Below are 13,517 nucleotides of genomic sequence, written 5' to 3' on the forward strand. Positions count from 1 at the left end.
GGAGCGAAACGGGCCGGAGGGGCCGCCCCGGCCCGTTTCTGTCCCCCAGTCGCCACCGCGGCCGGAAAGGGTTGCCGCGTCTGCCGACTACGTCCTACGTCCTACGTCCTAGGAGACGAAGTACGTCGGATTCGGGATCTTGTACGTGCGGTCCGCGTGGCCGCCGTCCAGGTCCGAGTACTGGTCGCCGAAGTTGGCGATGATGTCGTACCCGAGGTCCTTCTCGATGTGCGTGCGGGTGCCGGACTTGTACTGCACGGTCGTGCAGGTCCAGCTGCCCGCGGTCGCGCAACCGCTCAGGTACGACGGCGGGTTGGCCGCGTCCTTGAGGAACATGTGCCCGGCGTCGAGGTTGACGTCGGCGCCGATCTTCTTCAGGTTCTCGACGGCGGCGGTGCGCTGCGCCTCGCTGAGACCGGAGTTGTAGAAGACCTCCACCCCCTTCTGCTTCGCGTACTGCACCAGCTCGGCGCTGCCGAAGACGCCCGGGCGGTCGGCCTTGTTGACGTAGGCCGCCCAGGTGGCGGAGTTGTACGTGTAGTTGTAGCGCTTCTCGTAGTCGAGGCTGAGCAGCAGCGTGTCGTCGATGTCGAAGACGACCGCGGGCTTCTCGCCCTTGCGGTGGGCCTTGCGCGCGGCCCGGTCGATGTACCGCTCGGCGTCCTTGTCGAGACGCGCCAGGTCCTTGGCGTACGGGCTGGTCGGCGACGCCTGGTAGACGCCGCCCGCGTCGGCGGCGGTGCCGTAGTAGGTGTCGATGTCCTTCACCAGGAGCCCGATGTTGTAGGGCTCGTGGGTGGAGTTCGCGGTCTTCTGACCGGCGGTGGCGGCACCGGCGCCGTAGAGGGCGCCGCCGGCGAGCGCGCAGGCGGCAGCGATCGCCGCGAGACGAAGTGACTTATGCATGACAGGAGTTCTACGCGCGTCACCCTGGTGGGCGCGAGTCCCGTTGCCTGATCGATATCTCATCCACAGGCAAAAACCGGGTCAAGCGCCCTGGAGGGAATGGTTCCGGATGTCCGGGTCAGTCCATGGTGGCCCCGATGGTGGTGCTGCCGGTCGTCAGGAAGGTGGTGGCGGGCAGTGTGCTGCTGGAGCTGCGGGCGTTGTACGTGCTGCTCGCGTCCGTCGACCTGAAGGCGGGGGTGCTGATCCCGCTGTCCCAGTTGTTGCCGGCCGAGACGACCGAGGAGCCCTTGCTGACCAGACCGCTCCCGTTGCTCACGGCGAGGTTCTTGCCGAGCCGGGCGGCGCTGGTGGCGAAGTAGTAGCCCCAGTTGCCGTTGGCGTAGGCGGTGGTGCGGTTGATGACGATCGCGCCGGTGTTGGAGTTCTCGGTGAACCCGTTGCCCGCGTTGCCCCAGGCCGCCGAGTTGTTGACGACGTGCGCGACCACCTCGCCGTCGCCGCCCAGCTTGTAGCCGTTGCCGTCACCGGCGAACGCCGAGTCGCCCCAGCGGTTGTATCCGTTGCCGAAGGACCAGGTGTGCTCGATGGTGACCGGCGAGGAGAAGGACCAGAAGTCGATCCCGTCGTCCGAGTTGTTGTACGTCCGAGCCGCCGAGATCAGGTTCCCGGTGCCCGAGCCGAACTTGACGGCGATCCCGTCGGCGTTCTCTCCGTGGGTGGCGGCGTCGTAGTTGCCGTAGGAGTCGATGTTCTTGACGGTGTTGTTCACCGTCCCGTCCCCGGTGAGCGTGAAGCCGGAGTCGCCGCCGTCGATGGTCTTGATGTTGTTCCAGTTGGTCCCGGTGCAGGACTGGCAGACGACCGCGCTGTCCGGGGAGTTCTGGAAGGTGATGTCGGAGACGTTCCAGTAGTCGGCGGTCAGCTTGAAGATCCAGGAGCCGGAGGGCAGCGAGGACCCGTCGATCTTCACGGTCTCCGAGCCGTACGCGGTGAGGGTGACCGGCGCCGACGAGGTGCCGTTGGCGGTGGACTGGAGGGTGGCGGTCGGGTAGTAGGTGCCGCCGCGGACCTGGATGACCGTGCCGGCGGTGGCGTTCTTGACGGCGTTGGTCAGGTCGGTGGAGTTGCTGACCACGACGGTGGCCGCGTGCGCCGGGGTGGCGAGCACGGCGAGTCCGAGCGAGGCCGTGGTCACGGCGAGTGCGGTGAAGGTGCTGATACGACGCATGACGTGCGGGTCCTTTCGTCGATCAGAGCGGGTGGACGGGTTTCCAGTCGCCGAGGTAGGCGGCAGGGGTGTGCGACGCGGCCTCGGCGGCGCTGAGCTGGGGCCGGTTCCCGGGGACGGTGATCACCGCGCCCGGCCCGGTGTTCCGGTACTCGTGGAACCGCATGGACTGCCAGGGATAGGCGTCCCGCATGTTCGTGTAGGGCGCGACGGGATCGATGCCCGGGCCGATGAGACTGTCCCGCACGACCAGCGAGGGCCAGGCGGTGGTCTCGTACGTCGGCACCCAGGGCCGCGCCAGCTTGTACGCCCCGTCCTCCGCCCCGGAGGAGAACCGGCAGCGGACGGCGAGGAACCCGTGCGGGTCGGCACGGGCGGTCGAGGGGGCGAACACCATGCCCTTGGGAGTGAAGTCCACGTCCCGTCGCAGGGTCCGGAAGTGGCAGTTCTCGTACACCGCGACCGCCCGCCCGAAGACGAAGTCCACGTCACCCTCGACGTAGCAGCGGTGGAAGAACTGCCGGTCGAAGGAGCCGAGTTCGGTCGTGTCGGCGAACAGGGTGTCCTGGTGGGCGAGAAGCCGCACGTTCTCGACGTGCGTACGGTCCCCGGTGAGGTACGCGGCGACGGCCTGGGTCCCGGTGATCTCCGGGTGGTCGGCGCGCAGCCAGTCGTTGGCGAGGGTGAGATCCCGGACGACGAGTCCGGCCGCCGCGGAGGCGAAGGTCGCGGAACCGGCGGTGCCGTAGGTCCCGGACCCGTCCGGCTTCTGCGTCCCGTTGGCGTTGTCGTAGACGATCACGGTGGCCCGGGGGTCACGGCTCGCACCGCGCAGGGTCAACCGCACCTTGTCCGCGGGCACGTTCACGACTTCGCGGTAGGTCCCCGGGTGCACGACCAGCGTCCAGCCCGGCCCGGACACCGCGTCCACCGCCGCCTGGACGGAGTCACCGGGACGGACGTGCAGGACACGGCGGTCGCGGTCCCGGGCGAAGGCCGACGAGGCGCCGACCGCGATGGCGGCGGCGAGCAGAGTACGTCTCGACGGCACGTCAGCACCCCTTCCACGGGGTCCAGTCGCCGAGATAGGTCTCGCGGGTCGCGGACTCGGCTTGCCCGGCGGTGAGTTGGGGCCGGTTGGCGGCAACAGTGATCTCGGCGCCGGGGCCGAGGTTGCGGTACTCGGCGAAGCGCTGGCTCTGCCAGGGAAAGGCGTCCGACATGTTGGTGTAGGGCGCGACCGCGTCGATGCCGGGGCCGAGCCGGCTGTCCCGGACGACGAGCGAGGGCCGGGCGGTGGTGTCGGAGCTGGGCACCCAGGGGCGGGCCAGCTTGTAGCAGGCGGGCGGGGCCTCGCTGGTGACACGGCTCCCGGTCACCAGATAGCCGCGCGGGTTGAGGACCGCCGTCGAGGGCGCGAAGACGAACCCGTACGGGGCGGCCGCCAGGTCGGTCCGGTCCAGGGTGCGGAAGTGGCACCGCTCGTACACCGCGGTCGCCCGCCCGAAGACGAAGTCGACGTCACCCGCGACATCGCAGTGGGCGAAGTACTGGCGGGCGAAGACACCGAGGGCCGCCGAGTCGGCGTACAGGGTGTCCTGATGCCCGAGGAAGCGGCAGTGGTGGAAAGCGCTGCGATCGCCCTGCACCTTGAGTGCGACGGCCTGGGTGCCGGTGATGTCCGGGTGGTCGGCGCGCACCCAGTCGTTGGCGAAGGTGATCCAGCGGGCGGTGAAGCCGTCGGCCTGCACGGTGGTGGTGGCGGAGCCGGTGGTGCCGTAGGTCCCGCCGCCGGGCTTGGCGGTGCCGGCCGCGTTGTCGTAGACGATGACGACGTCACGCGGGTCCTCGGAGGCGCCGATCCAGGTGGCCTCGGTGCGAGTGGTGTCGAGGGCGACGGTCTCCCGGTAGACGCCCGGGGCGAGGACGAGGGTACGGCCGCTGCCGGTGGCGGCGGTGACGGCGGCCTGGACGGTGGTGGAGTCGCCGCGGCCGTGCGGGTCGACGTACAAGGTCTCCGGGGTGAGACGGCGTTCGGGCGACCCGTACCGCCCGAACGGGCGGCGGCCGCCGACGACGGCCCGCGCGGGGCCGGCGGCGAGGCCGAGCGCGGCGGCCGCCCCGGCGCCCGCGCTCAGGAAGCCCCTTCTGGACAGGGGGAGTCGAGGATGGTGCGAGGGCATGCGGATGCTCCTTCGCGGTGCGGATCTGGTGAGGTTCGCGGTGCGGCTCGGTGAGAGAGGTGGCCGGGGCGGTGGGGCGCCTCGGCCCGAGGACGCGACGGGGTCAGCGCAGTCGGCCGGCCCCGGCCCCGCAGTCGACGATGCGTGGCACGGCCTGTGCCGGGTCGATCCTCGTGCGCAGGGTCGGGGTCCAGGTCGAGCCCGCCTGGAGGGTCTCGGCCGGGATCTGCGCGTTGTGGACCGCGATCAGGTCCGTCGGCTCACCGTTGACGTAGTTGTCGTCGGCGGTGAGCGTCGACTCGTTCCACTTCTTCAGGATCGAACCGGCCCCGACCGTGTCGGGCAGGGTGAACGCGTTGTGCTCGGCGACGAGTTGGGACTCAATGCCGATGCCGTAGCTGTAGCCGTAGCCGTCCTCGGCGACGAAGTGGTTGTTGTAGGAGTCGACCTGCCCGAACCGCACCCGCGGCGCCCGCTCCACCAGGTCGGAGAACAGGTTGTGGTGGAAGGTGACCTTGAGGTGCCCCCGGTCGACGGCGGCCGTGGACGCGCTGTCGCTGTTGCCGATGAGGATCGTCTTGTCGTGGTCCTCGAAGACGTTCCAGGAGGCGGTGACGTAGTCGGCGCCCTTGACGATGTCCAGTTCACCGTCGTGCTGCTCGTAGATCCGCCCGAAGTAGTAGGGCAGGGTGCTGTCCGGGTGGTCGCCGTCGGTGAACGTGTTGTGGTCCATCCACACATGGGTCGACCCGTAGACCACCGCGCTGTCGTACTCGGAGTTCCAGTTGCCGTCGGCGGTGTCGGTCGGGTCCCACTGCGGGAAGCAGTCGAGGGGGCTCTCGAAGTTCAGGTTGCGGACGATGACGTTGTCGACGGCCTTGATCTGCAGGCTGGCGCCCTTGAAACCGGCGTCCTTGCCGATGCCGACGATGGTGGTGTTGGCCGGGATGTCCGCCTTGATGTAGGCGTCCTGGTGGGCGGCGGAGGCGCGGCGCAGCCCCTCCGGGCTGTCGTCGGGCTCGCCGTCCAGGTTGGTGGAGCGCCCCCAGACCTCGGGTGAGTACGTGGCGAGGTAGGCGTCGAAGTCGTAGCCGGGCACGGCGAACGAGTCACAGCTCGGCCCGTCCGCGTCGATGGCGCCCTTGACTCTGATGATCTTCGGCGCGCTGCCTCCGTCGGCCAGGGCGGCCTTGAACCCGTCCCAGGTGGTGACGGTGTAGACGTGCGCGGAGTCGGCGGCGGCCCCGCCGGTGGTCCCGGTGGTGGCGGCGCCCCAGCCGTCGTCGGCGCCCAGCACCTGGCGTTCGAGCGCGGCCCGGTGCGGGGCGGCGGCCTGGGCGGTCCCGGTCACGGCGAGCACGAGGGCAGTGCAGCCCACGACCGCCACCATGACGCGTCCATGACATATAGATGTGCGCACTGTGCGGGTCTCCTCAGCTATGCGGGTGGCCAGGTGATCCAGGACGTGGGGATGTCCTGGTGCAGCCGGATGACGTCGTGCCGGGCCAGCACCCGGCTGCGCGGCAGCTCCCGCGCCACGAGCCGGGCCACGGCGATGGCGCCCGGCGGATTGAAGTGCGTGTTGTCCTGCTCGGTGTCGGTCCAGTTGAAGTACGTCTTGGTCGCCTCGGCCCCGAGCGACTGCCACAGCGCGAGCGACAGCGCCTCGATGTCGAGCAGCGGCACACGCTCCTGGGCGGCGAGCGCACGCATCGCCGCCGGGTAGTCGCCGTGGGTCGGCACGGCGTTGCCGTCGGCGTCGAACCTCCGCCGCTCCACGGGCGTGGCGAGCACGGGCCGGGCCCCCTTGGCGCGGGCCCCGTCGATGTACATCCGCAGATGCTCCTGGAACGTCGTCCAGGGCTCGGTGTACCGGGTGGGATCGTCACTCTTCTCGTCGTTGTGCGCGAACTGGACGAGGAGCAGATCATGCGGCCGGACGGTGGCGAGGATGGCGTCGAGCCGCCCCTCTTCGACGAAGCTCTTGGAACTCCGGCCGTTGACAGCCTGGTTGGAGACGGCGATTTCCTTCCGCAGGAAGAAGGGGAGAGCCATTCCCCACCCGGTCTCCGGGGCCGCGTCGGCGTATTTCTGGGCGGCGGTGGAGTCTCCGGCGATGTAAAGGGTGCGATGGTTCTTCTCGGAAGAGCGACCGACCAGAGGAACGGCACCAAGGGCTGCGGAAGTTACCTGTCTGCGCGTGAGTGACACGACGATGTGCCTTTCAAACAGGGGGTGAGGTCCGCGCCCCAAAGGGGCGCGGGGCTGTATCAACGTGCGGCTCCGCCGCGTGGGCGCGACCGGCCACAGCCGGCCTGCAGCCGAACGACTGCCTCAGTGGTTCTTCTTCCAGTCCGCCTGAGCCTTATCAAGCTGATCGGCCAACGTGTCCAGAAATTCCTTCGCCGTCAGCTTCCCCAGCAGCACCTTCTGGAAGTTCGGCTCGTTGTCGGCCTTGGAAACGGTGTTCCAGTCCGGCAGGTAGTAAGGAAGCTGCACGATCTTGGTGGACGCCCCGTTGAGCGCCTCGGCGGCCAGTTTCGTCGGCTCCGACGCCCGTACCCACGCGTCCTGCGCCGCCTCGTCGTTCGCCGGCACCTGCCCCGCCGACTCGTTCCACTCGCTGTTGGCCTCGTGGGACGCCGCGAACTCGATGAACTTCCAGGCGGCGGCCTTGTTCTTGCTGGACTTGAACAGCCCGAGCCCGTCGACCGGGTTGGACACCTGCACCCGGGTCCCGTCGTCGAGCGTGGGATTGGGAATGCCCTTGAACTTCCCGCTCAGCGCCTTCTCGTGGTCGGCGTAGGAACCGAGGTTGTGGCTCAGCATCCCGATCGTGCCGGAGTCCCACTGCGCGACCATCTTGGTGAAGTCGTTGTTGACGTCGGCGGACGGAGTGTCCTTCTTGTAGAGCCCGGCGTACTTCTCCAGAGCGGCGACGTTCTTCGGGTCGTTCACCGTCGTCTTGTCGCCGTTCCAGAACGAGGTGATCCCGCTCTGCCCGTACATGGCGTCCAGCGCCTGGGCTATCGACCCCTCACCGCCCCGGATGGTGTACCCGAACTTGTTGTTCCCCTTGTCGGTGAGTCTGTCGGCGGCCGCGAAGAAGTTGGTCCAGGTCGTCGGCGGGTCCAGCTTGGCCGCGCTGAACAGATCGGTCCGGTACCAGAGCGTGCCGTTGTTCGCGGACGTCGGCACGGAATAGGTCTTCCCGTCGCCGCCGGCGGCTTTCACGCTCTCCAGGAACTTCTCGTTGAGCTTGCCGTTCAGGGAGCTCTTCGCGAGCCGGCTGTCCAGCGGCTCGAGCGCACCCTGCGCGGCGATTTCCGCGAGCATCGCGGTGCCGACACCGCCGACGTCGGGGAGTCCGCCGCCCTGGATGGAGGTGTCGTACTTGGACTGCACACTGGCGGCGGGCACCCCGACGTAGTCGACCTTGATGCCGGGGTTCTGCTTCTCGAAGTCGGCGATGATCTGCTTCCAGACGTCGGTGCGGACACCGCCGTTGTTGTCCCAGAAGGTGATCGTGCCCTTGCCGGAGCCCTCGTTGCCCTTGCCCCCCGCGCTGCCGCTGCCGTCGTCGCCGCAGGCGGTGGCGGTCAGGGCGAGCACGGAGCCCAGGACGACGGCGACGGCCGCACGCCTGCTTCTGCGAATGCGGATGCTGCTCTTCATTGGTCGGCTCTCTTCTTCTGGATCCAATGGAGATGTGAGGTGGTGCGGACGTTCGGCTACTCGGCGCTGATCCGGAATTGTGTGAAGGCGGCCGCCCCGGCATGGCCCGGCCCCTCGGGCGCCACGGCGAAGAGACCGAGCAGGGCGCCGACCCAGCGCCAGGGCGTGGCGGCGAACACCGGTCCGGACGGGACGGCGCCCGCCCCGATGTCGTAGGAGAACCGGCAGCGCGCCCCGGTGCCGATCTGGATCCGCAGCCGGGCCAGGCCCCCGGGCGCCGGACAGCTCCGTGAGGCGTCGCGTTCGCGGTCGGCGACGGCCTCGGCGAACCGGTGCACCAGCCGTGCCGCCCCGTCCGGCCCGCGCTCCAGCCCGATCCAGCCGAAGGCGTCCCCGAGGACCGCGAGCCCCGCCCGCGCACCAGGTTCCTTGCTCTCCAGCCGGAGTACGACCTCGACGGCGCACGGTGATCCGGGCAGCCGCTGGGTCAGCACGTGCGGCAGGCGCCGCAGGTCGTGGGCGTCCGCCGAGCGCACGCAGGCCAGCCGCAGGCCGTCCCCCGAGTGCTGGGTGGCCCAGCCCTCGCCCGGGTTGGCGGTCCACTGCCACTGGCGGCCGAACCGTCCGCCGGGGAAGTCGTCGTCGGTGGCGGGCGCGGCGGGCGGCTGCGCCGGCAGACGGGGCCTCGGGGGTACGGCGACGGGCGCGCCGTCGTCCCCGATCACCGGCCAGCCTCCCCCGTTCTCGGCTTCGCTCGAGCGGGAGGTGCCCCCACGGCCCCACCGCATCGGCTGGAGATGGACCACCCGGCCGTACGCGCCGCGCTGCTGGAAGTGCAGGAACCAGTCCTCGCCCGCCGCCGTGCGCACCCAGCCGCCCTGGTGCGGTCCGTTGACGTCGGTGTCCCGCTGTTCCAGGACGATCCGTTCCTCGTACGGACCGAAGAACCCGCGGGAGCGCAGGGCGCCCTGCCAGCCGGTCGCCACTCCCCCGGCGGCCGCGAGGATCCAGAACCAGCCGTCGTGCCGGTAGAGCTTGGGGCCCTCCAGGGTGAACCATCCCGGTATCCGGTCCCCGTCCACGATCACCTTGCCCGTGTCGAGCAGCGAGGTGCCGTCGGGGTGCATACGGTGGCCGGTCAGCCGGTTCTTGATCCCGGAGCGCGACTTCGCCCAGGCGTGCACGAGGTAGGCCTCGCCGGTCTCGTCGTCCCACAGGGGGCAGGGGTCGATGAGGCCCTTGCCCTCCTTCACCAGCTGGGGGCGGGTCCAAGGGCCGCGGAACTCCGGGGCGTTGACCTGGAAGACGCCCTGGTCGGGGTCGCCCCAGAAGATCCAGAAACGGTCGTCGTGATGGCGCAGCGAGGGTGCCCAGACCCCGCAGTCGTGGCGCGGGACGGTGAACCGCTCCTCGGGCTCCAGGCGTTCGAGGGCGTGGCCGACGAGGGTCCACCCGACCAGGTCGCGGGAGTGCAGCAGGGGCAGTCCGGGGGCGCGGCCGAAGCTGGAGGCGGTGAGGTAGAAGTCGTCGCCGACGCGGACGACGTCCGGGTCGGACCAGTCGGCGTTCAGGACCGGGTTGGTGAAGGTGGTCACCGGGTCACCGCCTTGCGGACCAGTGCGGCCGCCTCGCCCCGCCCGAGCCGCCCGTCGGCGACGACGGTGACGACGCGCCGTACGACGGTCCCGCCGGGCGCGACCGGCAGCCTTTCGACGGGGGCCAGTGAGGAGCCGACGCCCGGGTACTCGGCGGTGCGGACGAACCAGGGGTCGCGGCGGGTGTCCGCGGTGGCCCCGGCGAAGACGAGGGTCCAGCCGGTGCCGGCCAGCGCCAGCCAGTCGGCGCTCCGGCCGTGCACCGCCCGCTCGCCCTGCCGGTCGGCCGTGAAGACGTCCGGGGCGGCGGCCTCCTTGCGGGCCCGCCAGAAGTAGCCGCCATAGGCCGCGCCGGGGCGTCCGCTGGTGGCGGGGCTGCCGATCGACAACGGGCCCTCGGTGACGTTGGTGAGGGAGAAGGTGAAGTCCAGCGCCCAGGCGGTGTCGGTGAGTTCGGTCGCGGCGACCGTGCGCCGCTCGCGCAGCAGTTCGGTGTCGGCGGCGGCCCAGCGCAGTTCTTCCACGAACCCGTCGGGGTCGCTCAGCTGGAAGGCCAGGTGGCGCTGGGTGCCGTGGTTGTCCAGTTCGGTCGGACCCTGGTCCCGGACGAAGGTACGTCCGCCCCAGAAGTTGAACCCCTCGACGTCGGGAACGGCGACACCGACGCCGAGGTGGTGGGTGTGGTCGGCCGGGGTCAGCTCGGTGACCGCCGTGCCGGCCAGGGTGGTGACGGGATGCAGGTGGGGACGCGGGGAGAGGCGGGCCGGCAGTTCGGGCCGGGTGACGTAGCGGGCGACCGGGTGGCCCGCGACCCGCAACACCAGGGTGTCTGTCATGTGCTCACCGCTTTCGGTGGGGCCCAGGGGGCGGACAGCTCGGAGTAGAGGGCGAGGGTGTCGGCGCAGGCCGCGACCAGCGCGTCGATGCCGGTGACGACCCGGCGGCCCTCCTCGGGCAGGAAGTGCCAGGCGTCGGCGGGCAGGGCGGCCGGGGCGCCGGCCAGTCGAATCGCTTCAACTACCTTCATGAAGGCGCCCGTCGAGTCGGGTTCGACCAGCAGTTCGGCGCCGGTGGTGAGGTGGTCGGCGAGGTTCTCCAGCAGGTCCGTGCTGCCGTACTCGGTCTCCTGCGGGCCGTGACCCGCCCGCTGCACCAGCACCCGGTCCTGCTTGTACCAGAAGGTGATCCGGCCGCTGGTGCCGTGCACCAGGACATAGGGGTCCCCGGGCTCCTCGGCGCAGAGCGTGGCGGCGACGGTGAGCGGGCCGCGCGGGGTGGTGACGCGGACGCAGGAGGTGTCGTCGGACTCGATGTCGTTGGCGCGCAGCAGTTCGGTCTCGATGCCGGTGACGTCCTCGGCGCGGGGGGTGCCGAGCAGGGCGAGGCCGGTGGCGACGGAGTGTGCGAAGGGGTTGGTGAGGACGCCGTCGACGACGTCCACGCCGCCGAGGCGCCGCTTGCCGGCCCAGGGCGCCCGCCGGTAGTAGGACTCGGCGCGGGCCCAGGCGCCGGCCCCGCCCACCCCCACCACGTCACCGATCGCGCCCTGTGCCAGCAGCTTGCGGATCGCGGGGACGGCGCCCGAACCCAGCGACTGGAAGCCGATCTGGCAGACCACGCCCGCCTTGGCGACCCCGTCGGCCATCCGCCGGAACTCCGCGTACGACGGTGCCGGCGGCTTTTCGAGGAGCAGGTGAACGCCCCGCTCGGCGGCGGTCAGCGCGAGGTCGGTGTGGGTGGGGATCGGGGTGCAGATCACGGCGATCCGGGCGCCGGTCGAGTCGAGCAGGGCGCCGAAGTCGGCGGACTGCTCGGGCGTGCCGAGGCCCTCCGGCAGCTCGTCCGCGCCGAGCGGGGTCAGCTCGCAGATGCCGGCGAGCCGTACCACCCCCTTCTCCTGGAGGCGGCGGATGTTCTCCAGGTGCCAGCGGCCGTGGCCGCGCGCCCCCGCCAGCACGATGTCGATGGTCGAAGAGTTCACGGCATGCTCCCTGCGCTGTCGATCTTTGCGTGCAGGGTAAGCGTCCGGCCCGGTCGGCCCGTGTGCTGTCTCATCCCTTCACCGCCCCCGCGCCGAAGCCGGTGATCAGCCACTTCTGGATGAAGGCGAAGACGATCACCACCGGTACGGCGGCGATGATCCCGCCCGCGGCCAGCGCGCCCAGGTCGACGCTGTCGGCGCTCATCAGGGTGTTGAGGCCGACCGGGATGGTCTGCTTGCTCTGGTCGGACAGGAACATCAGGGCGAACAGGAAGTGGTTCCAGGCGTGCACGAAGGCGAAGGAGCCGACCGCGATCAGCCCGGGCCGCAGCAGCGGGAGGACGACGATCCGGAAGGCGGTGAGCCGGTTGCAGCCGTCGACCCAGGCGGCCTCCTCCAGGGAGTACGGCACGTTCCTGATGAAGCCGCTGATCAGGATCATCGACAGCGGCAGCTGGAAGACGGTCTCGGCGAGTACGACACTGCCCAGCGAGTTGATCATCTGGAGCCTGGCGAAGATCTGGAAGAGCGGCACCAGGAGCAGCGCGCCCGGCACGAACTGGGAGCAGAGCAGGCCCAGCATGAAGCCGCGCTTGAGCCGGAAGTCGAAGCGGGCCAGGGCGTAGCCGCCGGCCAGCGCGACGACCGTGGTCAGCACCAGGGTGGCGACACCGACGTAGACGCTGTTGGTGAAGTAGGTGCCGAAGCTGCGCTCGGTCCACACCTTCTGGAAGTGCTCGAAGGTGACCGGCCAGGGCACCAGGGAGGTGGAGCCGGCCGGGCGCAGGGCGAAGAGCAGGATCCAGTAGAAGGGGACGAGGGTGAAGACGAGGTAGATCCCGAGGGGGAGGTAGATCTGCCAGCGGGGGGCCTCGTCCCAGGCGCGGCGCTGCTTCCCCGGCCGGGCGGGTGCGGACACGGCGGGTTCGGCCTCGGGGGCGATCTCGGTGATCACTTGGCCTCGCCTCCGAACTTGCTCAGCCGCAGATAGACCACCGAGCAGAAGAGCAGGATCACGAACGCCACCGTGGTCAGCGCGGAGGCGTAGCCGAAGTTGTGGGCATCGACACTGGTGTTGGCGATGTAGAGGGGAAGGGTCGTCGTCTCCCCCGCCGGACCGCCTCCCGTCAGGGTGTAGAGCAGGTCGACGTTGTTGAACTCCCACACCGCGCGCAGCAGGGTGGCCAGCACGATGGCGTCCTTCAGATGCGGCAGTGTGATGTGCCAGAACTGCTTGATCCGGCCGGCCCCGTCGACCTCGGCGGCCTCGTACAGGTCCTTGGAGACGGACTGGAGGTCGGCGAGGATGAGGATCGCGAAGAAGGGGACGCCGCGCCACAGGTCGGCGACCACGGCCGCCGGGAACACCGTCGAGGTGTCGGAGAGCCAGCTGGTGCCGTACGACCCGATGCCCGCGTCGGCGAGATAACGCGTGATGCCCGTCTGGGAGTTGTAGAGCAGCACCCAGATCGCGGAGGTCAGCACGCCGGAGACGGCCCAGGGCGAGAAGACCAGCGCCCGGCCCAGCGCCCGCCCGACGAACGTCTGGTTGACGATGAGCGCCAGCGCCAGACCGAACAGCAGCTGCAACCCGACTTCCACCACGACCCACTTGGCGCTGAAGGTCAGCGTGGACCAGAACTGCGGGTCGTGCGCGAAGGCCTGGGTGAAGTTGCCGAGGCCCGCGAAGCCGTTCCGCCAGGGCTTGGTCGGGTTGTAGTTCTGCAGGCTGTAGTAGAAGACGCTGAGCACCGGGTAGGCGATGAAGCCCAGCATCAGCAGGGCCGCCGGGGCGATCAGCAGATACGGCAGCCTGCGCGGCGTCGCGGAGGCACGGCGCCGCCGGGGTGGCGCGGGCGGTTTCGCCACGGCTGCGGCTTGGGCCATGACTGTTCTCCGTTCGCTTTGGTTACAGCGGGTGCAGGAAGCGCTTGCTAGATGCATAC

At 70.0% G+C, this 13,517-nt stretch carries 12 protein-coding genes; all 12 read right to left on the bottom strand.

All coding sequences use genetic code 11. From position 1 onward, the window contains the following. Positions 1–108: 108 nt before the first annotated feature. Positions 109–906 (bottom strand): HAD family acid phosphatase, encoded by a 798-nt coding sequence (locus ACWGJB_RS11400; protein WP_453379965.1) that lies wholly within the window; start codon positions 904–906, stop codon positions 109–111. A 118-nt stretch (positions 907–1,024) separates the two neighbouring features. After that, on the bottom strand, positions 1,025–2,128 hold the full coding sequence (locus tag ACWGJB_RS11405; protein ID WP_453380273.1) for a right-handed parallel beta-helix repeat-containing protein: 1,104 nt from the start codon (positions 2,126–2,128) through the stop codon (positions 1,025–1,027). A gap of 31 nt (positions 2,129–2,159) precedes the next feature. Next, a complete protein-coding gene (locus ACWGJB_RS11410; protein WP_453379966.1) occupies positions 2,160–3,188 on the bottom strand; it encodes a pectinesterase family protein in 1,029 nt (342 codons plus the stop codon). A 1-nt stretch (position 3,189) separates the two neighbouring features. Then, complete coding sequence (locus tag ACWGJB_RS11415) at positions 3,190–4,320, bottom strand: pectinesterase family protein (protein WP_453379967.1); 1,131 nt, start codon at positions 4,318–4,320, stop codon at positions 3,190–3,192. A 103-nt stretch (positions 4,321–4,423) separates the two neighbouring features. Then, entirely contained in the window at positions 4,424–5,710 is a 1,287-nt protein-coding gene (locus ACWGJB_RS11420; RefSeq protein ID WP_453379968.1) for a pectate lyase family protein, read from the bottom strand. Positions 5,711–5,757: 47 nt separating this feature from the next. After that, positions 5,758–6,531 carry a rhamnogalacturonan acetylesterase gene (locus ACWGJB_RS11425; protein ID WP_453379969.1) on the bottom strand — a complete coding sequence of 258 codons (774 nt, stop codon included), beginning with the start codon at positions 6,529–6,531 and terminating at the stop codon, positions 5,758–5,760. Positions 6,532–6,654: 123 nt separating this feature from the next. Beyond that, entirely contained in the window at positions 6,655–7,995 is a 1,341-nt protein-coding gene (locus ACWGJB_RS11430; protein ID WP_453379970.1) for an ABC transporter substrate-binding protein, read from the bottom strand. Between the two features lie 56 nt (positions 7,996–8,051). Next, positions 8,052–9,590, bottom strand: a complete 1,539-nt coding sequence (locus ACWGJB_RS11435; protein ID WP_453379971.1) for a family 43 glycosylhydrolase — start codon at positions 9,588–9,590, stop codon at positions 8,052–8,054. Further along, positions 9,587–10,426 (bottom strand): DUF6807 domain-containing protein, encoded by an 840-nt coding sequence (locus ACWGJB_RS11440; protein WP_453379972.1) that lies wholly within the window; start codon positions 10,424–10,426, stop codon positions 9,587–9,589. The genes ACWGJB_RS11435 and ACWGJB_RS11440 overlap by 4 nt, the downstream gene beginning before the upstream one ends. Beyond that, the gene (locus ACWGJB_RS11445) at positions 10,423–11,571 is read right to left on the bottom strand and encodes a Gfo/Idh/MocA family protein (RefSeq protein WP_453379973.1); all 1,149 of its coding nucleotides are present in this window, start codon (positions 11,569–11,571) and stop codon (positions 10,423–10,425) included. Before ACWGJB_RS11445 ends, ACWGJB_RS11440 begins: the two co-directional genes overlap by 4 nt. Positions 11,572–11,641: 70 nt before the next feature. Continuing rightward, on the bottom strand, positions 11,642–12,526 hold the full coding sequence (locus ACWGJB_RS11450; protein ID WP_453379974.1) for a carbohydrate ABC transporter permease: 885 nt from the start codon (positions 12,524–12,526) through the stop codon (positions 11,642–11,644). Next, positions 12,523–13,458: a carbohydrate ABC transporter permease gene (locus ACWGJB_RS11455; RefSeq protein WP_453379975.1), complete on the bottom strand. Its 936-nt coding sequence runs from the start codon at positions 13,456–13,458 to the stop codon at positions 12,523–12,525. Before ACWGJB_RS11455 ends, ACWGJB_RS11450 begins: the two co-directional genes overlap by 4 nt. Between the last annotated feature and the right edge of the window lie 59 nt (positions 13,459–13,517).

This window comes from Streptomyces sp. NPDC054813, from assembly GCF_053611365.1.